The following is a 22587-nucleotide window of genomic DNA, read 5'->3' on the forward strand; positions in this document are numbered from 1 at the left end:
CTCGTTGCCGATGGCAGGCGATCAACAGTGGGAACACGACTCGAGGAAGAGAAGAGGAACAGCGATGAAGCGAACGACCGCACTCGGTCTCGGCGCTCTGCTCACCGGACTGCTGGCCGCCGTCGCACCACCGGCGACGGCCGCCACGGGCTCCCCGGCGAGCACCGTGCAGTGCGAGGCAGAGCCGTTGACCATGGCCTACTACCGCACCTGGCGCGACGTCACCGTCCCGGAGAGCGCCAACTCCAATCTCCCGGACCCCAACGTCACCCGGATGAGTGACCTGCCGCCGGAAGTCGATGTGGCGATGGTGTTCGACGCCGGAGACACGGCGGATGCCGACTACTGGGACGTGCTGCGCGACGAGTACGTCCCCGCGCTGCACGCGCAAGGTACGCGCGTGGTGTACACCCTGTGGATCGATCGGCTCGCGAAGGCCGACATCCCGCTCACGGAGGACGCGTACCGCGCGTACGCACAGGAGCTCGTCGACACGTTCGTCACGCCGTACGGGCTGGACGGGATCGACATCGACGTCGAGTCGTACCCGACCGGCGACGACCTCACGCGCGCCATCGGCGTCTTCAACGCGCTCGGCGAGATCATCGGGCCGCGTTCGGGCAGCGACAAGCTCTTCCTCTACGACTCGAACCAGTCCGGCGACACGCCGCTGTTCGAGGCCGTCGCGGGGAACATGTCGTTCGTGCTGCTGCAGGCCTATGGCCGCGGCACGGCCGGCATGCAGTCGACGTGGAGCACGTTCGCAGATGACATCGCCCCCTGCCGGTTCCTGCCGGGCTTCTCCTTCCCGGAGGAGCAGGATCGCACGCACTGGGGTGACGCCGAGGGCATCTACGACCCCGCGACGGCGCCGTCGTACACGGCGTACAAGTACGCCACCTGGCAGCCGGAGGGCGCCGTCAAGGGCGGGTTCTTCGCCTACGCCGTGGACCGGGACGGGAAGGTCTGGGGCGATGACAGCATCACGCCCACGTCGTTCACGTGGATGAAGAACCTGTCCGCCGTCCAGGACATCGCCGCCGGCGTCGCGCCCGCCGCCCCGACCGCACGGCTCGCGGACGACCGCGTGACCGTCAGCGGCATCGGTGCTCCCGGCGCGGAGGTCGAGATCTCGGTCACCGGGCCGGGGCGCCACCCGTCCACCGCGACCGCGACGACCGGCATCGACGGCAGCTGGTCGATCAGGCTGGACCGCAAGCTCACCGTGCCGCAGACCGCGGCGGTGACGCAGCACTTCGCCGACGGGCCGGCGTCCGACCCGGCATTCGTGCGCTTCCGCCCGATGGACCGGTGACCCGCGCTCGCCCGGCGAGGGCGGCTGTCGGAGCGGCCGGATAGAATCCTCCTGGTCGGGTGCAGGGGCACCCGACCAGGAGTTCATGAAGGGATGCGATGACGGGTATGGCGGATGAGAGCGTGAAGAGGCACAAGGACTACAACCCGGGGCCGCGCGTCGGGATCACGTTCTCCACGTTCGATCTGCTGCACGCCGGACACATCATGATGCTCGCCGAGGCCAAGCGGCAGTGCGACTACCTGATCTGCGGCCTGCAGATGGACCCGACTCTCGACCGGCCTGAGAAGAACGCCCCCACACAGACCGTGGTGGAGCGCTACATCCAGCTGCGCGGCTGCCAGTACGTCGACGAGATCGTGCCGTACTCGACCGAGCAGGACCTCGAGGACATCCTGCGCTCGTTCAAGCTGGACGTGCGCATCGTCGGCGACGAGTACAGGGACCGCGACTTCACCGGCCGCGAGTACTGCGAGCAGGCGGGGATCGAACTGTACTTCAACAGCCGCGACCACCGCTTCTCCAGCTCCGGCCTGCGCAAGATCGTCGCCGCCAGGGAGGCCGAGCGCATCGGTCGCCGCTGACCCGGTGACGCGCGGGGCGGGGAGCCCTGTCCGCCGCAGTAGGGTGGTCGCGTGATCGAGGTGGATGCCACGGCGACAGCGGCGCGAGACCGGCAGCGCACATGGATGCTGGGCGGGGCGCTGTTCGCGGCATCCGCTCTGACCGGGTTCGCGCAGCTGAGTCAGCTGATCCCCGGCATCCGGTACCTCTCGCTGCCGGATGTCCTGTTCGCGGCGGGGGCCGTGGTCTTCGCGGTCGGGCTGGGGCGGGCGGGAAGCGTCACCGCCCGCGGGCGACTGGGGACGACGATCATCACGGCGCTGGCGGTCTGGCTGGTGCTGACACCCGCCCTTCTCGTGCTGCTGCTGTCGTTGACGTCGCCCGGGGCCAGTGGGATGTCGATTCCGGCTGCGGTCGCGGTGTCCGCCATGGTGGGCGTCTCCATCGACGTCGTCGCCCTCGTCCTCGCCCTCATCGCCGTCGTGGAGGTGGGTCGGGCCGGTGTCGTGCCGCGTCCCTGGCGCTGGGCGCCGCTGTGGGCGCTGCTGGTCGTCATCCCGATGCGGGTGCTGCGATCCGGGTTCGTGGGGTACGGGCTGCCTCCGGAGGCGCTGCTGGGCCTGCTCGGCGTCAGCGCGTTCATCGAGTTCGTCGTGATCGCGGCCCTCGGCGTGCTCGCGGTGGTGCTCGCCGCACGGCCGGCCCCGGCACGACGGTCTACAGCTCGGCGCGATGAGCCGCGCAAGACCCTTTTCCCGTTGATCGAGCGGGTGAACGCAGATCGCTGACCGGCGAGTGCTCACGCGTGTGAACACCCTCCTTGACGCGTGTCTGCGTGATGCGTTCGGCGGAATCGGAAAGCCTGAGCAATTGAAGTACGGCGCGTCGGGGGCATGGTCCCGACGCATCACCGAGGAGCACCGCCTCGTCCATCTCGTCGACGGTGACGATCTCATCGTGCTGCAGGCGCGCTACCACTACTGATCCGCGGTCATGGGTGGGTGGATGTCGATCTGCGGCTGTGCGAACGCCCATCCGCAGATCGCAGCGGCCGCCTCGATCTCGACGAACTGATTCGCATGGCCTTCCTGATGACCATCCGATCATCCGATGGGCCGTGGCTGCGCGAGCGAGCGGGACGGTCGAGCATCAGACGCACGCGTGATCGACTCGCCCATCATGACGAGGCGGGAACCGGTGGACGGAACTCGGCCAACCTCCCGGAGCCGATCCGTGCTCTGGCCCGTGCCAGCACCGGCCGGAGTCCGGTGGCAGCACCGGAGCCGGCACACGGACCCGCAGGCAGAGTATGAGACACCCGTCCGGGCAGAATCCAGGGAGTGCATGATGAACGTCATATTCACCGTCCTTTTCGCTTTCGCCATCGGCTTCTTCGTGAAGCAGCGTGGCCTTGCCATCGTCGGCTACCTGGCGGTCGACGCGATCCTGTTCACCTATCAGACGCTGAACGTGCTCCATGACAGCTGGCTCGAGCCCGATGGGCGAGTGGACATGACGAACGGCGACCTGCTCGGCTACGGCGGGATGAACTTCGCCATCATCCTTGTCGGCGTGGGGCTGGTCATTCTCGGAACAGTCGTCGCCGCGCGGAGGGCATCCACGCGTGACAAGGCCACCGTCGCGTAGCCCCGCAACTCGCTTCGCGGGCGCGACCGGGATGCCGAGCCGTTGGTCGTCCGGCCGGCAGGCGCGTGCGAACCCGGATCAGGCGGTGGCGGATGCCGGAGACTCACCGGCATCCGGGGTCAGGCCGTACAGCGTCTCCAGTGCGGTGAGGAACTCGTCGCCGCGACCGGCGGCGGCCAGTTCGTGCGCGCGGGTGGTCGGGGTGTGCAGGAGGACGCCGGCGAGGTGGCGCATGGCCTGCTCCACGAGGCCGTCCTCGTCACCGCGACGCCGTGCGCGGTCGATCTCCGACTCGAGCAGCCCGAAGATGTGCGTGCGCAGCGCGACGACGCCCGGCGTCACCGCGGCCCGCGAGCGGATGGCGCGGAAGTCCTCCGCGGCCTCGCGGACCACCGCGCGGGCGGCATCCGTCGCCTGCAGCTCCTCGAGGGGAGCGTGCAGCCGGATGGTCTCCAGATCCAGCAGGGACACGCCCTCCAGCTGCGCGACGGCGGGATCGACGTTGCGGGGCATGCCCAGGTCGATCACGAGCTGCGACCTGTGCGCCACCGGGCATCCGGTCGGCGCCTTCTGCTCCGTCGCGACCGCGCCGCGCTGCAGCTGCGCCGGTCCCAGCACGGGCTCGGTGACGGAGGTGCAGGTGATCAGCAGCGAGGAGCGCCGGGCGGCATCCTCGTACTCGGCGGCGGACACCATGCGGATGCCGTGCTTCTTCGCGAAGCGCTCCCCGCGGCCGGACGGGGAGTGGACCGTGATGTCGACAGCACCGTGCTCGCGCAGCGCGGCCAGCGTGACCGCCGCGTAGGAACCGGTGCCGATCAGCAGCACCCGCTCGGCCGACCAGTCCGCGATGCGGCTGTCGGCGAGGTCGAGGGCGAGGCGCACGAGGGAGCGCCCCGCGCGCTGCAGCGCGGTGACGTTCTTGACCTTCCGCTGCGCCTGACTGGCGCGCTGGAACAGGCGCTCGAGGGCGGGGGAGGTGGTGCCCTGCTTGCGGGCCCCGGTCAGCGCGCGGCGCACCTGCCCGGCGATCTCCCCCTCGCCGGAGACCACGGACTCCAGACCGGACGCGACGGCGAACAGGTGCTCGGCGACGCGGCCGTCCTCGATCACGCGGTACGAGCCGTCGAGGTCCTCCGCGGGGATGCCGGTGGTCTGCGCGATGACGTCCAGCACCGCATCCGAGTCGATCGGACCCGTCTCGACGTAGGTCTCGAAGCGGTTGCAGGTGGAGAGCACGACGGCTCCCCGCGCACCGGACTCGATGAGGGTCGGGGCGACGGTCTCGGGATGGCGGCTGAGGCGTTCGAGCAGGTCGAAGGAGGCGGTCTTATGGCTCGCCGTCACACAGAGCAGCACCCCACCAGGGTACGCCCGCTTGCTATGCATGGCATCACAGCGACGCTGCGGCCGGGTGCTCCGTGCGGACGCCCGCCCGGCGTCCGCATAGCCGGCAGTGCGAGGATCGGAGCATGACTGACCTGCTGCTGCGCGCACTCGCCGGCTCCAAGCCCGAGCGCACCCCCGTCTGGTTCATGCGTCAGGCCGGCAGGTCCCTGCCGGAGTACCGGGAGCTCCGCGTCGGCACGCGCATGCTGGATGCCTGCCTCACCCCGGATCTCGCCGCCGAGATCACCCTGCAGCCCGTGCGCCGGCACGACGTGGACGCGGCGGTGTTCTTCAGCGACATCGTCATCCCCCTGCGTCTGGCGGGCGTCGAGGTGGAGATCGAGCCCGGCCGCGGCCCCGTGTTCGCGCGCCCTGTTCGCACGGCCGCCGACGTCGAGCGCGTCACCGCGATCGACCCTGCCGACCTCGATGGCACGGCCATCGCGGAGGCCGTGCGCATCGTCACCGCCGAACTCGGAGCGACGCCGCTCATCGGTTTCGCGGGCGCGCCGTTCACACTGGCCGCGTACCTCATCGAGGGCGGGCCCTCCAAGGATCATCTGCGTGCCCGGGCCATGATGCATGCCGACCCGGAGTCGTGGGCGCGGCTGGCCGGGTGGCTCTCGCGCATCTCGCGCCGCTTCCTGGAGATCCAGCGCGATGCGGGCGCCGTCGTCGTGCAGCTCTTCGACTCCTGGGCGGGCTCGCTGAGCCCGACCGACTACCGCGCGCATGTCGTCCCGCATTCGACGGCCGCGCTGGAGGGCATCGGCGTGCCCGCCATCCACTTCGGGGTCGGCACGGGGCCCTTCCTCGCCGACATGCGTCTGGGCGGCGTCGCGGACGCCGTCGGCGTCGACTGGCGGATGCCGCTGGACGAGGCCGTCCGCATCGTCGGGCCCGACACCGTCGTGCAGGGCAACATCGACCCGGCGCTGCTGCAGGCGCCGTGGCCGGTGCTGGAGGCGCACGTCCGCGAGGTGATCGCGCAGGGCCGCGGTGCGAGAGGCCACATCCTCAACCTCGGCCACGGCGTGCCGCCGGACACCGATCCCGACCAGCTCACCCGCATCGTGCGACTCGCCCACGAGGGGGCCGCGATGGGAGGATCGGGGGCATGAGCTCCGAGCAGGAGGATCTCGCCGCCCGCGCCGCGCGGCACCACGTCGTCGTCATCGGCGGTGGCATCGGCGGGCTGGTCGCCGCGCGCGAGTGCGCGAAGCTCGGCATCCCCGTGACGCTGCTGGAGGCCGAGACCCGGCCGGGCGGATGCATCCGTCCCGCCCTGCTCGACAGCATCGTCGTCGACGCGGGGGCGGAGAGCTTCGCCACCCGCGGCGGGCACGTGCGCGCCCTCGTGGACGAGCTCGGTCTGGCGGACGCGCTCGTGACCCCGGAGGGGGGAGGCGCGTGGTTGAGCGGCATTCCCGACACCCCCGACGCGCCGCTGCCCAGGGGCGGGGTGCTGGGCATCCCCGCCAACCCGTTCCAGGAGGACGTGCGCGCCATCATCGGGTGGCGCGGGGTGTGGCGCGCGTATCTGGACCGACTGCGCCCACCGTTGACGATCGGCCACGAGACCAGCCTGGGCAGACTGGTCTCCACGCGCATGGGCGCGAGAGTGCGGGATCGCCTCGTCGCGCCGGTCACCGCCGGGGTGTACTCGGCGCTCCCGGAGGATGTGGATGTGGACGCCGCGGCACCGGGCCTGAACGCCGCGCTCACCCGGGTGGGATCGCTCAGCGGCGCGGTGCTCGCGCTGCAGGGCGAGCGCGCGGGCGCCGCACCCGGTGCGGCGGTGATGGGGCTCGACGGCGGGATGGGCCGACTCGTCGACGCGCTGCTGGCCGAGCTGCGGACGTACGGCGTGACGGTGCGCACCGGTGCCCGCGCGGTGCGGCTCGACCGTGACGGCGAGCGGTGGAGCGTCGAGATCGAACGGCCGACGGATGCCGATGACGGGACGACCGAGATCGATGCCGGTCGGCAGGCGGATGCCGGTGCCGACCTGGACGCGGAGCCCCGGGCGCCGGAGCCGGAGGTCCTCACGGCGACCCGGGTCGTGATCGCGACTCCCGAGCCGGCGGCCCACGCCCTGCTGGCGCCGCACGTGCCGGGGCTGGGCGAGGCCGGCCCCGCACCGGAGATCGAGATCGTGACCCTCCTGGTCGACGCCCCCGAACTCGACACCGCCCCGCGCGGCAGCGGCGTGCTCACCGTGCCGGGCAGCCACACCGCCAAGGCGCTCACGCACTCCACCGCCAAATGGGGGTGGCTGCGCCGCGCGGCGGACGGCGCCCACATCGTGCGGGTGTCGTTCGGATCCCAGGGAGAGCCCGCCGCCACCGCGGCGCTCGACGATGACGCCGCGGCGCAGCTGGCGCTGTCGGAGGCGTCCGCTCTGCTGGGCGTGCGGCTTCCCGCAGATGGTCTGCGCGCCGCTCACCGAGCGCGATTCGTGCAGTCGCAACCGTCGTCGCAGATCGGTGCGGCGCGGCGCCGCGCGGCGGCGCGCACCGCCGTGCAGCGCGTTCCCGGTCTGGGCGTCGTGGGCGCATGGATCGCGGGAACGGGCCTGGCGCAGGTGGTTCCGGATGCCGTCGCCGAGGCCGGACGGCTCCGCCGGGGCATGCTCTGGGACTGAGCGGACCCCGGCGCGGGGGTTTCGCGTCCGATGCGCACAGGTAGATGCCGAAACGGGAATATGCGACTACCCTGGAACACGTTCACTCGGGGGCGGGGACGTTCGGCCCTTGATGAAGACTCCGCAACAATCGTCAGGAGGCTCCCATGAGAGGCAAGGTCGGACTGGTCGTCGGACTCGGCGTGGGCTACGTGCTCGGCACCCGCGCGGGCCGCGAGCGGTATGAGCAGATCAAGACGCAGTGGCTCAGGGTGTGGCATCTCGACCCCGTGCAGCGGCAGGTCGCCCGAGCGCAGGACTTCGCGAAGACGCAGGCCGCCGCCGTGCCCAACGCGCTCTGGCGCGGTGTCGTGAAGGTCGTCTCCTCGGCCTCCGACCCGGACGTCGTCGCGCCGGCTCCGGCGGTGCCGGACAGCACCGCCGCCGTGCAGAGCGCGGGCGCGAAGAACGCGAAGAAGAAGACCTCAGGGGCGGAGTGAGATGACTCGCGGATACCGCGACCGCGCCGACGACAGCCTGCTCACGCTGCTCGGCGACCTGCCCGAGCTGGTGCGCAACCTCATCACCGCCGAGATCGATGCGGCGAAGAAGTGGGTGTCGCGCACCGCGAAGGACGCCGGGATCGGCAGCCTGTGGTTCGTCATCGTCCTGTTCCTGCTGTTCTGGTCGATCCCCGTGCTCCTGGCGTTCGTCATCATCGGGCTGTCGTCCTGGTGGCCGGCCTGGCTGGCGTCGCTGGTCGTGTTCGGCGTGCTGCTGCTGGCGGTCGTGGTCTTCGCCCTGCTGGGCGTGCGCCGCTTCCGGAAGGTGGTGCGACGGGAGAACCCCGGCCAGGCCGTCGCGACCGATGTCCGCCTGATGAAGGAGGCCGATCATGACGAGTTCTGACCCGAAGCCGTCGTCCGCAGGGCTGCCCCGCACAGCCGTGCCGACCGGGATCGTCGATCCGGTGGCGTCCGCCCGCGCCGAGCTGAAGGCCGCGCTGGCCGCCATCGAGATCAAGGGCAATGTGCCGCGCCGGGTCGAACAGGCCTCTCAGCGAGGCATCAGGCGCGCCCGGGCTTTCGCCGGGCGCAACCCGATCGGCGCGGCGGCCGCGGTGCTCGGCGTCGCCGCCGCCGTCGGCGGTGCGGTCTGGCTCATCGCGCGGGCGGTATCCCGCTAGGTCCCGGACGCCCCGGATGCGGTGTCCGACCGTCGGACGTCTCGCGGTGTGCGGTGCCCGCGCGGAAGGGGCAGACTGGATGCATGCCCGAAGTTCTTGAAGACAGCGAGTCCGCATCCGCCTCCTCGGGGTTCACCCTCTGGGCCGTCTGGCGTCGGAACCCCGCCACAGCCGTCACCGAGACCGACTCGACGGAGCTGGCGACCATCGTCGCCGACATCGAGGCATCCGGCGTGAGCGTGCGCGGCTTCTACGACGTCAGTGGGCTGAAGGCCGACGCCGACCTGATGGTCTGGCTGCACGGCGGCGCCGCCGAGGACCTGCAGCGCGCCCTGCGCCGTCTGCGTCGCACCGAGCTGCTGAAGACGCTGCTGCCGGTGTGGAACGTGATGGGCGTGCACCGCGACGCCGAGTTCAACCTCAACCACGTTCCCGGCTTCCTGCGCGGCATCCCGCCCAAGCAGTGGATCTGCCTGTACCCGTTCGTCCGCACGCACGAGTGGTACCTCATCCCCGAGGAGGACCGCAGCCGGATGCTGGCCATCCACGGGCGCAAGGGGGCGTCGCACACCGGTGTGACAGCGAACACCGTCGCCGCGTTCGCGCTGGGCGATTACGAGTGGCTGGTGCCGCTGGAGTCGGACGACCCCGTCGAGCTCGTCGACCTCATGCGCGACCTGCGGTACACGGACGCCCGTCGGTACGTGAGGGAGGAGATCCCCTTCTACACCGGGCGCCGGCTTCGCTTCGACGAGATCGCCGAAGTCCTGCAATGATCACGGACGCGCCCATCCGTCTCGGCACCCGTCGCAGCGCCCTCGCGCAGGCGCAGTCCCAGCAGGTCGCCGACGCCCTGGCGAAGGTCTCCGGCCGCGTGGTGGAGCTCGTGCCGATCGTGTCCGAGGGCGACACCAACAGGGCGTCGCTGTCGGAGATCGGCGGGACGGGCGTGTTCGCGAACAGGCTGCGCGAGGCACTCGTCGCCGGCGACTGCGACATCCTCGTGCACTCCCTGAAGGATCTGCCCACCCAGGAGCCCGCCGAGCTCGTCATCGCCGCGACGCCGGAGCGCGCTGATGCCCGCGATGTCGTGATCACCCGCGACGGCACGCCCCTGCAGGAGCTGCCCGGCGGCGCGAAGGTCGGCACCGGCTCGCCGCGCCGCATCGCGCAGGTGCGCAGACGCGCTCCGCGCGCCGAGGTCGTCGACATCCGCGGCAACGTCGACTCCCGGCTCGCGCGGGTGGAGTCCGGCGAGCTGGATGCCGTCATCCTCGCCGCCGCGGGGCTCGCACGGCTGGGCTCCGAGTCGACGCTGCACCGCGAGTACCTCGGCTTCTCCGAGTGGCCCACCGCGCCGGGGCAGGGCGCGCTGGCCGTGGAGACCCTCGCGGATGCGCCCGCCGACTTGCTGGCGGCCCTCGCCGATCTCGACGACGAGGACACCCGGCTGGCGGTGACGGTGGAGCGCACGATCCTGGCCGGCCTGGAGGCCGGATGCCAGGCGCCGATGGCCGCGCACGCTCGGGTTCGTGACGACGAGATCCGCGTCCGTGCCGTGGTCTACGAGCCCGGGGGAGACCGCCGGATCGGCGTCGACGTCACGGAGTCCCTGAACCGGGGGTATATTCGTCGGAACGGCAGTGGCAACGGTGCGAATGCTGCCGATGGTGCAGACCCGATGCACGCGATCCGTGCGTTCGGTATGTCTGCCGCTCATCGGCTGCTCGAACAGGGGGCGGCCGACCTCCTCCCGCGAGAGTGATCCAGATGACTGCTTCCGAAACGAAAACGACCAGGCCGTTGCACGGCTGGCGCGTTCTGGTGCCCCGTGGCGGCCCCTGGGGCGACGGCGTCGCTGCGAGCCTCCGCGCCCAGGGCGCCGTCCCCGTGGTGGCGCCGCTGATCAACTTCGCCCCCACCACCGACCAGGACGCCCTGGATGCGGCCCTCGAGCGACTGCAGGAGGGGTACTACGACTGGCTCACCGTGACGAGCGCCACGACCGTGGACGTGCTCTTCGCGCACCGGGTCGCCGTGCCCAAGCGCACGAAGATCGCCGCGGTCGGCGAGACGACGGCGGCCGCCCTGCAGGCCGTCGGCTACGACGTCGCCCTCGTCCCCGAACGGGACAACTCGGCGGCGGGCATGGCCGAGCAGATGATCGCGCTGGAGCCCGATGCGCGCCGCATCCTGTCCCTGCGCAGCGAGATCGCCAAGCCGGTCCTGTCGGTGATGCTGAGCGAGGCGGGGCACGACGTCGACAGCGTCATCGCCTATCGCACGGTGGGCGTGCCGGTCACCGACCGCATCCGTCGCGACGTGGAGAACGGCAGGATCAACGCGATCCTCATCACGAGCGGATCCGTCGCGAACCAGGTGCGCGAGCAGTTCCCGGAGATCCCCGACGCGACGCTGCTGGCGGCCATCGGCCCGCGCACGGCGAAGGATGCCCGCAAGGCGGGCCTGTCGATCTCCGCCGTCGCCGATCGGCAGACCGTCGACGCCCTCATCGAGACCGTGTCGCATTTCACCCTCCCGCACTCCGCGGACGAGTTCGCCTCGTGAGCGGCTTCCCTGTGACGCGGCTGCGCAGACTGCGTCAGTCCATGCCCGTGCGCAACCTGGTGCGCGAGACGACGCTCACCGCTCAGCAGCTCGTGCTGCCGATGTTCGTGCGTGAGGGGCAGCGCGAACCGGCCCCGATCGGGTCCATGCCCGGTGTCGTGCAGCACTCCCTCGACTCGCTGCGGGCGGCGGCCGTGGCGGCCGCCGAGGCGGGCGTGGGCGGTGTGATGCTGTTCGGCGTCCCCGAGGTCCGCGATGCCGAGGGCTCGGGAGCCGACGACCCCGCCGGGATCCTCAACGTCGCCACCGGGGCGCTCGCCTCCGAGGTCGGTGACGCGCTGGTCGTGCAGACCGACCTGTGCCTGGACGAATTCACCGACCACGGCCACTGCGGCGTGCTGGCTTCGGACGGCACGGTCGACAACGACGCGACGCTGGACCGCTACCGTTCGATGGCGGTCGCGCAGGCGCGCGCCGGATCACGACTGCTGGGGCTCTCCGGCATGATGGACGGCCAGGTGGCCGCGGTCCGTGAGGCGCTGGACACCGAGGGCTTCCACGACACCCTGCTGCTCGGCTACGCGGCCAAGTACGCGAGCGCCTTCTACGGGCCGTTCCGCGAGGCCGTCGACTCGCAGCTGACCGGCGACCGGCGCACGTATCAGGTGGATCCCGCCAACCGTCGCGAAGGCGTGCGCGAGGCGCTGCTGGACGTGGACGAGGGCGCCGACATCGTCATGGTCAAGCCCGCCATGGCCTTCCTCGACGTGCTGCGCGAGGTGCGGGATGCCGTGGACGTGCCGGTGTGGGCCTACCAGGTCTCCGGAGAGTACGCGATGATCGAGGCCGCTGCCGCCAACGGGTGGATCGACCGGCGCGCGGCGATCCTCGAGTCGCTGACCTCCATCCGTCGCGCCGGCGCCGACGTCGTCCTCAGCTACTGGGCGGTCGAAGCGGCGCGGTGGTTGAGGAGCCGCTGAACGGCAGGGCTGCGCGAGAGCGCGACCCGCTCATCGGTCGAGTGCTGCCGACCCGACCGGGCTCATAGGTCGACCGCGTACGTTGGAGGGCATGACCGACCGCAATGACGACCTGTTCGATGCTGCCCGTGCGGTGATCCCCGGAGGGGTGAACTCGCCGGTGCGCGCGTACGGCTCGGTGGGCGGGACGCCGCGCTTCCTGGCATCGGCTCGAGGCGCCAGGGTGACGGATGCCGCGGGCCGGGAGTACATCGATCTCGTGGCCTCCTGGGGCCCGGCACTGCTCGGTCATGCGCATCCGGAGGTCGTTCGCGCCGTGCAGGATGCCGCGGCCCGCGGGCTGTCGTTCGGTGCGCCCACGGCGGGCGAGGTCGAGCTGGCGCGGCTGGTCGCGGAGCGCGTGCGCGTCGGCGACGCCCGACCCGTCGAGCACGTCCGCATGGTCTCCACCGGCACCGAGGCCACCATGACCGCCATCCGGCTCGCCCGCGGCGCCACCGGCCGCGACCTGCTGGTGAAGTTCGCCGGGCACTATCACGGCCACTCGGACGGGCTGCTGGCCGCCGCCGGATCCGGGGTCGCGACCCTCGCGCTGCCCGGCTCCGCCGGCGTGCCCGCGCCGATCGCCGCGCAGACGCTCGTGATCGACTACAACGATCCCGAGGCGCTGGCGGCCGTGTTCGCCGAGCACGGCGACCGCATCGCCGCTGTCATCGTCGAAGCCGCCTCCGCGAACATGGGCGTCGTCGCGCCGCTGCCCGGCTTCAACCGGCTCATCGCCGAGACCGCGCAGGCGCACGGCGCGCTGATGATCCTCGATGAGGTGCTGACGGGCTTCCGCGTGCACCCCGCGGGCTTCTGGGGGCTGCAGCAGGAGTCCGGTGAGCACTACCTGCCCGACATCATCACCTTCGGCAAGGTCATCGGCGGAGGGATGCCGCTGGCGGCGCTCGGCGGTCGGGCGGAGATCATGGACCTCCTCGCACCGACCGGCCCCGTCTACCAGGCCGGGACCCTGTCCGGGAACCCCCTGTCGGTCGCCGCGGGGATCGCGACGCTGCGGTTGGCGACACCGGAGGTGTACGCGACGGTGGATGCCGCGGCGGCCCGCCTCGCCGCCGCACTGGACGCCGCGCTGACGGATGCCGGGGTCGTGCACGCCGTGCCGCGCGCGGGCAGCCTGTTCGGCGTCGCCTTCTCCGCCGCGGCGCCGAAGACCTACGCGCAGGCGCAGGCGCAGGAGTCGTTCCGCTACGCGCCGTTCTTCCACGCGATGCGCGAGCAGGGCGTCGCCCTGCCCCCGAGCGTCTTCGAGGCCTGGTTCCTCACCGCCGCGCACGGCGAGGAGGAGCTCACGACCATCGAGGCCGCGCTTCCCGCCGCGGCCGCCGCGGCGGCATCCGCCACGGCCTGACCCCTCATCGGCATGCGGATACCGGTCCACGGCGGGATCGTTGCCGCCTTGTGAGCAAGTCGCAGGCATCTTGCAGGACGTCGCTGGCAGACTGGTGTGATGGTGACGCTGCTCCTGGACCAGACACGACTCGAGGTCGTGCTCTCGCCCATCGAGCGCGCGTCGACGTTCCACCGTGAGAACCTGCGGATCGAGCGTGAGCACATCGCGAAGGTCCAGCTCACCGACGACGCATGGACCTGGCTGCGCGGAGTCCCGGGCCCGGGTACGTACATCCCCGGCATGCTCGCCGCCGGCACCTGGAAGGGCGCCGGGACGACGGACTTCGTGCTGATCCGCAGACGTCGCGCGAGCGTCGTGATCGACCTCGACGGAGATGAGCTGTATCAGCGGCTGATCCTCACGACCCGCCACGGCCTCGCCCTCACCCAGGCGCTGCACCTGGAGGTGAGCGATGAGCCGGCCGATGTCACGGAGATCGCGACGGGATCCGTGCCGGTGGCCCAGCCCCGGCAGCGTCCGGTCATCCGGCCGCGGCCCGCCTGAGCGGAGAGACCTCCGGCAGGTCCAGGTCCGATCCTGACGGCGGCTTCCGCTTCCGCCTCGCTCTCAGGCGTGCTGCGTGTCCCCTGGACCGTCGTCGTTCCCGGGGTCGGTGTGTTCGGCACCGTCGTGCTCGGTCCCGGCGGTCTGTCCGTCGGTCTGCGCCCCGGCGGTCGGCTGCTCGGCGGCGGGAACAGGACCATAGGGGTAGTCCGGCGCAGGACCGTCGAAGAAGCGGCTGGCGGCGCTGGACAGCGTGGTGCGCATCGCGGCGAGCCGGGGGTCCTCCTCGGCGTCGTCGACGGCGGAGTCGTCGTCGTCACCGTCCGACAGCACCGGCGTGAGCACGGAGATCTCCTCGGTGGCGGGCACGACCTGCTCCGAGTCCTCGGCGGCGGCCGATACCGGGATGCCGGTGATCAGCGAGGTGAATGTCGGGCTCTCCGCCGCGGGGATTGATACGGCGTCGGTGGCCTGCGGCAGCACCTCGCCGGCGTCCGCCGGGCGCGCATCGGATGCCGTGGGCTCCGCATCCGGGGCGATGGCGTGATCCGCGGTCGGGGTCGTCGTGTCCTGTGCCGAGCCGCCCGTCTCGGGCGTCGCCGTCTCCGCATCCGGTGCCGGCGCCTCGGCATCCGTCGTAGCGGACTCGGCGACCGGCGCGTGGGGATCGGCCGACGTCGGACCCCACAGGCTGCGGATGTCATGGCGCAGCGTGTCGTCCTGATCCTCCGGCGTGGTCGGGGACGGAACCGCTGCCCCGGTCTCCGCATCGGCGTCGGGGTGTGCGTCCTCTGTCCGGGGGACGTCCTCGGCGGCATCCGTCGTCCCCTGTGCATCCGACGTCGGTGCTGCATCCGCCGCCGGTGCCGCCTCGTCTGCGGCAGGTGCGGGCGCCGCCGTCTCCGACGGGGGCGCTGTCGGCGTCTCGGCGTCGGTCGGGGGCGTGGCCTGCGCGGCGTGCGCCACCGGATTGGCCGTCTCGTTCAGGCGCGGACTGTCCGCGCGGCGACCGTAGACGAGATCGAGGAAGACGTCCTCCAGGCTCGGCCCACGCTGCTGCAGCAACGTCAGCGGGACGGCCGCGGCCGCGGTGATCGCGCCGACGGCGGCGGCATTCGAGTCCCGCACCGTCACGCCCGAGCGCAGCACGTCGAAGTTCAGCTTCGCCGCGGACAGCGCGGTGATCAGCTGCGCGCGGTTCTCGGCGTCCACGATGACCGCCCCTCCGGAGGGGTCGGCGAGCTTCTCGATCGGTCCGGAGTATGCGGCGCGGCCCTTCGAGAGCACCACGACGTTGTCGGCGACCTGCTCGATCTCGCTGAGCACGTGCGAGGAGACCAGCACCGTGCGCCCCTCGTCGGCGAGGCGGCGCATGAGCAGGCGCATCCAGCGGATGCCCTCCGGGTCGAGGCCGTTGGCGGGCTCGTCGAGCACGAGCACGCCGGGGTCGCCCAGCAGCGCCGTCGCGATGGCCAGGCGCTGGCGCATGCCCAGGGAGTAGCTGCCGATCCGGGTGTCGGCGTCGTCCTGCAGGCCGACCAGGCGCAGCACCTCCTCGATGCGGGAGGAGGGGATGCCGTTGGCTCGGGCGGCGATCAGCAGCTGACGTGCGGCGGTGCGGCGCGGGCGGTAGTCGGCCTCCTCCAGGACGGCGCCGATGGTGCGCAGCGGGTTGCGCAGCTCGGAGTAGCTCGAGCCCCCGATCGTGGCGGTCCCCGAAGTCGGGCGGATCTGGCCGAGCAGCATCCGCAGCGATGTCGTCTTGCCCGCGCCGTTCGGTCCGAGGAAGCCGGTGACGATGCCCGGCTCGACGCGCACGGACAGGTCGGAGACCGCGGTCACCGCGCCGAAGCGCTTTGTGACCCGGTCGAACTCGAGCACCTGTCCTGCGGGCATGACAGCCTCCCCTTTTCCGGTCGATCCTCCCCATCTTCGCGGAAAACCTGGGAATTCGGCGTCTCACCTGCCGGAGAACCCGATCCTGGCGCGAGAACACGGCCGAATCGCCGTGCGGGTAGCCTGGCGATCGTGACAGATGCCGAAGCCGCCACCGTACTCGTCCGCACCGAGAACTCCCTGGGACGGATCACTCTGAACCGTCCGCGGGCCATCAACGCCCTGGACCTGGACATGATCGAACGCATCACCGCGGCGCTGAAGGCCTGGTCGGACGACGCCGGCATCGAGACCGTGCTCATCGACGGGGAGGGCGAGCGCGGCTTCTGCGCGGGTGGCGATGTGCGCGCGCTGTACGAGCACATCGTCGGCGGGCATCCGGGCGACATCGCCGGGTTCTTCCGCGCGGAGTATGCGATGAACGCCCTCATCGCCGAGTATCCGAAGCCGATCGTCGTCTTCGCCGACGGCATCACGATGGGCGGCGGCATCGGGCTGGCGGGCCACGCCGCGGTGCGCATCGTCACGGAGCGGTCGAAGCTCGCGATGCCGGAGACCCGCATCGGCTTCACCCCCGATGTCGGCGGCACCTGGCTGCTGGGCCGCGCACCGGGGCGGCTGGGGGAGTACCTCGGCCTGACCGGGCAGAGCATGACCGGGGCGGATGCCGTGCAGCTCGGCTTCGCCGACCATTACGTGCCCTCGGAGAACCTGGACGCGCTGCGCGAGGCGCTGGCCCGGCGCGCCGACCCCGGCACGCTCGACGAGATGGTGCTGCTGTTCGACGAGACCCCCGGCCCGTCACCCCTGCTGGCCGCGCGGGAGTGGATCGACGAGGCGTTCTCCGCGCCGACCCTGCGGGAGATCGTGGAGCGGCTGCGGGCCTCGGATGCCGAGGGTGCCGCCGCAGCGCTCGCCGTGCTCGGCGAACTGGCGCCCACGGGCCTGGCCGTGACGCTGGACGCCGTGCGCGAGGCCCGCGGCATGCGCGGCGTGCGCGAGGCGCTGGAGGGAGAGTACCGCCGGGTGATGTGGTTCGGCACCCACCCCGATCTGGTGGAGGGCATCCGCGCGCAGCTCGTCGACAAGGACCGCGACCCGCACTGGAGGCCGGCGACCATCGCCGACCTCGGCGAGGACCCCGGTGCCGCCGCACGCGAGTTCATCCCCGCCGTGCCGCTGTTCGAGTGATCGTCAGGCGCGCGCGGAGGCGATGAGCTCCCGCAGACGTGCGACGTGGGCGGCGGCGACGCGGTCGCGCGCGTAGGCGAGGGCGCCTGCACGGGGGGCATCCAGGAGCGAGCGGTCGGCCTCCAGGCTCAGGACGAGCTCGGCCAGACCCTCGGCATCCGGGGTCGGCGTCAGTAGCGCGGCCTCCCCGAACTCCCCGCCCAGCACCGGGTCGCTGACGATCACGGGGCGACCGTGCGCGAAGGCCTCCAGCGCCACCATCGGCTGGTTGTCGAAGCCCAGGGAGGTGATGAGTGCGGCATCCGCGGCATCCATCAGCTCCGCCACCCGGTCACCGGGGACCGAACCGTGGAACGCGACTCCCGGCACGGGCCGGTGCGTGCCGCCCGCGACGTCGAGGTGGACGCGCCCCTCGCCCAGGCGCGCGACGACGGCGCGCATCGCGTCCAGCGCCACCTCCACGCGCTTCTCCGGCGCGAAGCGCGCGACCCACAGCAGTCGCAGCGGTCCGTCGGTGGACGGCGGCGTCGCCTGCAGAGGCTGTGCGACGTTGGAGAACGCCTCCACGCGACCGGCGCCCGCCCTCCGCAGCGCCTCCGCCTGGTGCCGGGAGGGGGAGAGCACGATGTCGGCGCGCTGCGCGACCCGCAGGGTCATGGTGCGCAGCGCATTGTCCAGCGGGTGACTTCCGGTGCATCGGCCGCCGTCGCGGATGCCGGTGAGCGCGGCGTGCACGCGTGAGACCAGCGGCGCGAACGGGGCCAGCACGGCGGGCGCACGCCAGAAGAACGTGTGCACGGTGTGCAGCACGGGGATGCCGAGTCGTTTCCCGACGGCCAGGGCGGCGGCCGCCAGCGCGAACTCCGAGTGCACGACGATCGCGCCCACGTCGTGCCTGCGCACGGTCGCCGTGATCAGCGGCTCGAGGTCCCTCGCACGACCCAGCAGCGGCAGATCCAGCACGGGGATGGTGCCGCGGCGCGGAGGCGCGATGGTGACGACGCCCTCGGCGGTCGGTTCATCGGCATCCGGAGCCAGCACGACGACCGGCACGCCCTCCTCCGCGAGCGCCTGCGCCTGCCGCACGAAGGCGGTCTGGGCGCCGCCGAGGTACCGCAGCGAGTAGTCGCACACCAGCAGCACCGCCCCGGGGGCGTCGGACGGTCGCGGTGGCATGCCTGCGAGTCTATTCGCGACGGCGCGGGGCCGCCGCCTCGCAGGGCGGAGCATCGACTCGTCGTTGCGCTCACAGCGAATGTCCACCTCGCGGGGGATACGGATCCGAGCAGTTCGTGGCACGCTGTTCTGTGGCCGTTCCCCGGCCCTGATCCCTGAAGGAAGTCCGCTCGTGCTCGGAAAGATCCTCGTCCGCTACCTCAGAAGGTACTGGTGGCTGCTGCTGCTGGTCGTGGTGCTGCAGTTCGCCAGTGTGATGGCGTCGCTGAACCTGCCCGAGATCAACGCCGACATCATCAACAACGGCGTCGCCAAGGCCGACATCGGCTACATCTGGGCGCGCGGCGGATTCATGCTGCTGGTGTCGTTCGGGCAGATCGTCGCCTCCATCCTCGCGACGCTCTTCGCCGCGCGCATGGCGATGGCGGCCGGCCGCGACATCCGCGCCGACGTGTTCTCCCGGGTGAGCGGGTTCTCCGAGCGCGAGGTCGCGCAGTTCGGCGCGGGATCGCTCATCACCCGCAACACCAACGACGTGCAGCAGGTGCAGATGCTGGCGATGATGGGGGCGACGATGTTCGTCACCGCTCCGCTGCTGGCCATCGGCGGCATCATCAAGGCCATCCAGACCGATGTCGGCCTCAGCTGGCTGATCGCCGTGTCCGTGCCGGTGCTGCTGATCATCGCCGTGCTCATCATCGGCCGCATGGTGCCGCTGTTCCGCGCCAACCAGCGCAAGCTCGACGACGTGAACCGCATCATGCGCGAACAGCTCACCGGCGTGCGCGTCGTGCGCGCGTTCGTGCGCGAGCGGATCGAGGAGCGCCGGTTCCGCGAGGTCAACACCGACCTCATGGTGCTCGGCCGCAACATCGGGTCGCTGTTCGTGCTCATGTTCCCGCTGTTCATGCTGGTGCTCAACGTGACGGTCGTGGCGGTCATCTGGTTCGGCGGCGTCGAGATCAACCTCGGCAACGCCGAGATCGGGACGATCTTCGCGTTCATGCAGTACATCGGCCAGATCATGATGGGCGTGATCATGTCCAGTTTCATGGCCATGATGATCCCGCGTGCGGCCGTCTCCGCCGAGCGCGTGGCGGAGGTCCTCGACACGGAGTCGTCGATGACCCGCCCCGACGACGGCGTCGTCGTGCCGCCGACCCCCGGAGAGGTCGTCTTCGAGGATGTGGAGTTCACCTACCCCGGTGCCGAGGCCCCCGTGCTCACGGGCATCAGCTTCCGGGCCGAGCCCGGTGAGACCGTCGCCGTCATCGGCTCCACCGGCTCGGGCAAGACCACACTCGTCTCGCTCATCCCCCGTCTGTTCGACGTGACCGGCGGATCCGTCTCGGTCGGCGGCGTCGACGTGCGCGAAGCCGATCTGGACGCGCTGTGGCGCGGCATCGGCCTGGTGCCGCAGCGTCCCTTCCTGTTCACCGGCACCGTGGCCTCCAACCTCCGCTACGGCCGCGAGGACGCCACCGACGCGGAGCTCTGGGAGGCGCTGGAGATCGCCCAGGGACGTGACTTCGTCGAGGAGATGCCCGAGGGCCTCGACTCGCACATCGCGCAGGGCGGCACGAACGTCTCCGGCGGGCAGCGGCAGCGGCTGGCGATCGCCCGCGCCATCGTGCACCGTCCCCGGATCCTCGTCTTCGACGACTCGTTCTCGGCTCTGGATCTGACGACGGATGCCAGGCTCCGGCAGGCGCTGTGGCGGGAGCTGCCGGATGTCACCAAGATCGTCGTCGCCCAGCGCGTGTCGACCATCACGGATGCCGATCGCATCGTCGTCCTCGACGACGGGGCGGTGGTGGGCGTCGGCACGCATGACGAGCTACTCGCCTCCAACGAGACCTACAAGGAGATCGTCGTGTCGCAGCTGGGGGTGGACGCGTGAGCGCCGCGACGTCATCGGAGCAGACCACGGCCGCCGAGCGGGAGGAGCTCGAGCAGGCGGAACGGGCCCGGCAGGGCGGCGGAGGGATGCACGGCGGCGGCGCGCCGGGGAAGGCCGACCACTTCGGCCCGAGCTTCCGGCGCATGATCGGACTGCTGCGCCCCGCGGCCGGCTGGTTCGTGCTGGTGTCCTTCTTCGGCGCCATCGGCGTGGTGCTCTCGGTCGCGGCGCCGAAGATCCTCGGCGAGGCGACGAACATCGTCTACGAGGGCTTCATCTCCATGGTGCTCGGCGACGGGGGGTTCCCCGCAGGGACCAGCCGGGACCAGGTGGTGGCGGGGCTGCGCCAGGCCGACCAGGGCACGTTCGCCGACATGGTCTCGGCCATGGCCGACTTCAAGGTCGGGGACGGCGTCGACTTCGAGCGGCTGCGCTGGATCATCCTCGCGGTGATGGCGATCTACATCCTCTCGGCGGTGCTGAGCTGGCTGCAGGGGTACGTCATCAACGTCATCATGGTCCGCACCATGTGGCGCCTGCGCGAGGACGTCGAGGCGAAGATCAACCGCCTGCCGCTGTCGTACTTCGACAGGGTGCAGCGCGGTGAGCTGATCTCACGGGTGACCAACGACATCGACAACATCACGCAGACCATGCAGCAGTCGCTGTCGGGTGCGTTGACCTCGGTGCTCACCGTCGTGGGCGTGCTGATCATGATGTTCTCGATCTCGTGGCAGCTGGCGCTGGTCGCCCTGGTGTCGCTGCCGCTCATGGGGATCATCTTCGGCGTCATCGGTCCGCGCTCGCAGAAGGCGTTCGGCATCCAGTGGCGCAAGGTCGGCCGTCTGAACGCGCGCGTCGAGGAGGCCTTCTCCGGTCACGCCCTCGTGAAGGTCTTCGGCCGTGAGCAGGACGCCCTCGACCGCTTCCAGGAGGAGAACGAGGAGCTGTTCCAGGCGAGCTTCAAGGCGCAGTTCCTGTCGGGCGTGATCATGCCCGCCATGACCTTCGTCGGCAACCTGCAGTATGTCGGCATCGCCGTGCTCGGCGGGCTGATGGTGGCGGGCGGCGGTCTGCGCCTGGGCGACGTGCAGGCGTTCATCCAGTACTCGCAGCAGTTCAGCCAGCCGCTCAGCGAGCTGGGCGGCATGGCGGCCGTCGTGCAGTCCGGGACGGCGTCGGCCGAGCGCGTGTTCGACTTCCTGGATGCCGAGGAGCAGGATCCGGATGCCGAGGATGCGCCCACCGTGGACGGCGGGCGGGGCGTCATCGAGTTCGACCACGTCGTGTTCTCGTACAGCGAGGACCGCCCGCTGATCCAGGACCTGTCGTTCCGTGTCGAGCCGGGTCAGACGGTGGCCATCGTGGGGCCGACGGGTGCGGGCAAGACGACGCTCGTGAACCTCATCATGCGGTTCTACGAGCTGGACTCCGGCCGCATCCTCCTCGACGGGCAGGACATCGCCGAGATGGCGCGAGACGACCTGCGCCGCCGCACCGGGATGGTGCTGCAGGACCCGTGGCTGTTCGGCGGGACGATCCGCGACAACATCCGGTACGGCAGCGAGACGGCATCCGACGAGGAGATCGTGGCCGCGGCGGAGGCGACCTACGTCGACCGATTCGTGCACTCGCTCCCCGAGGGATACGACACGGTGCTCGACGAGGAGGCCTCCAACGTCTCCGCCGGAGAACGGCAGCTCATCACGATCGCCCGGGCGTTCGTGGCGCAGCCGTCGATCCTCATCCTCGACGAGGCCACCAGCGCCGTCGACACCCGCACCGAACTGCTGCTGCAGCACGCCATGGCGGCGCTGCGCGAGGGGCGCACCTCCTTCGTCATCGCGCACCGGCTGTCCACGATCCGCGACGCCGACCTCATCCTCGTGATGGAGCACGGCGACATCGTCGAGCAGGGCAACCACGACTCGCTCATCGCCGCGCAGGGCGCCTACTGGCGGCTCTACCAGTCGCAGTTCGAGCAGGCCGCGACCGACATCGACGCCGAGGAGGCGCTCACGGGCTCCACCCCGGTGGTCGTCACCGGCGACGCGGATGACGAGGCCGTCGCGCAGGCACCGGACGCTGCGCGGTTCGCGGATGCCGTGCGGGACGCCGAGTCCTCGGCATCCGACCTCCCCCATCCGCGTCCCGACCTCCGCTGAGAACGGCGGCCGAGCCGCACGTGAGAC

General features: G+C 71.1%; 22 protein-coding genes. 19 read left to right on the forward strand and 3 right to left on the reverse strand.

Annotated features, from left to right (window positions below; all coding sequences use genetic code 11):
* Positions 1 to 64: 64 nt before the first annotated feature.
* The 5 genes from ABD770_RS07415 to ABD770_RS07435 all read left to right on the forward strand — a co-directional run bounded on the left by ABD770_RS07415 (position 65) and on the right by ABD770_RS07435 (position 3526).
* A complete protein-coding gene (locus ABD770_RS07415) occupies positions 65 to 1315 on the forward strand; it encodes an EndoS/ChiA family endoglycosidase (RefSeq protein WP_344818892.1) in 1251 nt (416 codons plus the stop codon).
* 122 nt (positions 1316 to 1437) lie between these two features.
* Positions 1438 to 1899: an adenylyltransferase/cytidyltransferase family protein gene (locus ABD770_RS07420; protein ID WP_344818893.1), complete on the forward strand. Its 462-nt coding sequence runs from the start codon at positions 1438 to 1440 to the stop codon at positions 1897 to 1899.
* Positions 1900 to 1950: 51 nt separating this feature from the next.
* Positions 1951 to 2667: a hypothetical protein gene (locus tag ABD770_RS07425; protein WP_344818894.1), complete on the forward strand. Its 717-nt coding sequence runs from the start codon at positions 1951 to 1953 to the stop codon at positions 2665 to 2667.
* Positions 2660 to 2863 (forward strand): Txe/YoeB family addiction module toxin, encoded by a 204-nt coding sequence (locus tag ABD770_RS07430; protein ID WP_344819885.1) that lies wholly within the window; start codon positions 2660 to 2662, stop codon positions 2861 to 2863. The genes ABD770_RS07425 and ABD770_RS07430 overlap by 8 nt, the downstream gene beginning before the upstream one ends.
* Before the next feature lie 363 nt (positions 2864 to 3226).
* Positions 3227 to 3526, forward strand: coding sequence for a hypothetical protein (locus tag ABD770_RS07435; protein WP_344818895.1), 300 nt, complete (start codon positions 3227 to 3229; stop codon positions 3524 to 3526).
* A 78-nt stretch (positions 3527 to 3604) separates the two neighbouring features.
* Here ABD770_RS07435 and ABD770_RS07440 read toward each other — a convergent pair whose 3' ends face one another.
* On the reverse strand, positions 3605 to 4885 hold the full coding sequence (locus ABD770_RS07440; protein ID WP_344818896.1) for a glutamyl-tRNA reductase: 1281 nt from the start codon (positions 4883 to 4885) through the stop codon (positions 3605 to 3607).
* 113 nt (positions 4886 to 4998) lie between these two features.
* Between ABD770_RS07440 and hemE the strand changes: the two genes are divergently transcribed.
* The 11 genes from hemE (at position 4999) to ABD770_RS07495 (ending at position 14232) form a co-directional block, all read left to right on the forward strand.
* The gene (hemE, locus tag ABD770_RS07445) at positions 4999 to 6036 is read left to right on the forward strand and encodes a uroporphyrinogen decarboxylase (protein WP_344818897.1); all 1038 of its coding nucleotides are present in this window, start codon (positions 4999 to 5001) and stop codon (positions 6034 to 6036) included.
* The gene (locus ABD770_RS07450) at positions 6033 to 7559 is read left to right on the forward strand and encodes a protoporphyrinogen/coproporphyrinogen oxidase (RefSeq protein WP_344818898.1); all 1527 of its coding nucleotides are present in this window, start codon (positions 6033 to 6035) and stop codon (positions 7557 to 7559) included. Before hemE ends, ABD770_RS07450 begins: the two co-directional genes overlap by 4 nt.
* Positions 7560 to 7705: 146 nt before the next feature.
* Entirely contained in the window at positions 7706 to 8038 is a 333-nt protein-coding gene (locus ABD770_RS07455; RefSeq protein WP_344818900.1) for a hypothetical protein, read from the forward strand.
* 1 nt (position 8039) lies between these two features.
* Entirely contained in the window at positions 8040 to 8447 is a 408-nt protein-coding gene (locus tag ABD770_RS07460; RefSeq protein WP_344818901.1) for a phage holin family protein, read from the forward strand.
* Complete coding sequence (locus tag ABD770_RS07465; protein WP_344818902.1) at positions 8434 to 8724, forward strand: hypothetical protein; 291 nt, start codon at positions 8434 to 8436, stop codon at positions 8722 to 8724. The genes ABD770_RS07460 and ABD770_RS07465 overlap by 14 nt, the downstream gene beginning before the upstream one ends.
* A gap of 83 nt (positions 8725 to 8807) precedes the next feature.
* Positions 8808 to 9500, forward strand: coding sequence for a hydrogen peroxide-dependent heme synthase (gene hemQ / locus ABD770_RS07470; RefSeq protein ID WP_344818903.1), 693 nt, complete (start codon positions 8808 to 8810; stop codon positions 9498 to 9500).
* Complete coding sequence (hemC, locus tag ABD770_RS07475) at positions 9497 to 10489, forward strand: hydroxymethylbilane synthase (RefSeq protein WP_344818904.1); 993 nt, start codon at positions 9497 to 9499, stop codon at positions 10487 to 10489. The genes hemQ and hemC overlap by 4 nt, the downstream gene beginning before the upstream one ends.
* Positions 10490 to 10494: 5 nt before the next feature.
* Positions 10495 to 11292: a uroporphyrinogen-III synthase gene (locus ABD770_RS07480; protein WP_344818905.1), complete on the forward strand. Its 798-nt coding sequence runs from the start codon at positions 10495 to 10497 to the stop codon at positions 11290 to 11292.
* Positions 11289 to 12272 (forward strand): porphobilinogen synthase, encoded by a 984-nt coding sequence (gene hemB / locus ABD770_RS07485; RefSeq protein ID WP_344818906.1) that lies wholly within the window; start codon positions 11289 to 11291, stop codon positions 12270 to 12272. Before ABD770_RS07480 ends, hemB begins: the two co-directional genes overlap by 4 nt.
* Positions 12273 to 12363: 91 nt before the next feature.
* Positions 12364 to 13686: a glutamate-1-semialdehyde 2,1-aminomutase gene (gene hemL / locus ABD770_RS07490; protein WP_344818907.1), complete on the forward strand. Its 1323-nt coding sequence runs from the start codon at positions 12364 to 12366 to the stop codon at positions 13684 to 13686.
* Between the two features lie 99 nt (positions 13687 to 13785).
* The gene (locus ABD770_RS07495) at positions 13786 to 14232 is read left to right on the forward strand and encodes a hypothetical protein (protein ID WP_344818908.1); all 447 of its coding nucleotides are present in this window, start codon (positions 13786 to 13788) and stop codon (positions 14230 to 14232) included.
* Positions 14233 to 14295: 63 nt separating this feature from the next.
* On the opposite strand, the gene ABD770_RS07500 is transcribed toward ABD770_RS07495, so the two are convergent.
* Positions 14296 to 16128, reverse strand: coding sequence for an ATP-binding cassette domain-containing protein (locus ABD770_RS07500; protein WP_344818909.1), 1833 nt, complete (start codon positions 16126 to 16128; stop codon positions 14296 to 14298).
* A gap of 132 nt (positions 16129 to 16260) precedes the next feature.
* On the opposite strand from ABD770_RS07500, the gene ABD770_RS07505 reads away from it, so the two are divergent.
* Entirely contained in the window at positions 16261 to 17319 is a 1059-nt protein-coding gene (locus ABD770_RS07505) for an enoyl-CoA hydratase/isomerase family protein (RefSeq protein WP_344818910.1), read from the forward strand.
* 3 nt (positions 17320 to 17322) lie between these two features.
* Here the strand turns inward: ABD770_RS07505 and ABD770_RS07510 are convergent, their stop codons facing one another.
* The gene (locus ABD770_RS07510; protein WP_344818911.1) at positions 17323 to 18495 is read right to left on the reverse strand and encodes a glycosyltransferase family 4 protein; all 1173 of its coding nucleotides are present in this window, start codon (positions 18493 to 18495) and stop codon (positions 17323 to 17325) included.
* A 172-nt stretch (positions 18496 to 18667) separates the two neighbouring features.
* Here ABD770_RS07510 and ABD770_RS07515 point away from each other — a divergent pair, with 172 nt between their 5' ends.
* Together ABD770_RS07515 and ABD770_RS07520 are read left to right on the forward strand one after the other, a co-directional pair.
* Positions 18668 to 20395, forward strand: coding sequence for an ABC transporter ATP-binding protein (locus ABD770_RS07515; RefSeq protein ID WP_344818912.1), 1728 nt, complete (start codon positions 18668 to 18670; stop codon positions 20393 to 20395).
* A complete protein-coding gene (locus ABD770_RS07520; protein WP_344818913.1) occupies positions 20392 to 22560 on the forward strand; it encodes an ABC transporter ATP-binding protein in 2169 nt (722 codons plus the stop codon). The genes ABD770_RS07515 and ABD770_RS07520 overlap by 4 nt, the downstream gene beginning before the upstream one ends.
* The last annotated feature ends 27 nt before the right edge of the window (positions 22561 to 22587 follow it).

The organism is Microbacterium soli (assembly GCF_039539005.1).
GTDB lineage: Bacteria > Actinomycetota > Actinomycetes > Actinomycetales > Microbacteriaceae > Microbacterium > Microbacterium soli.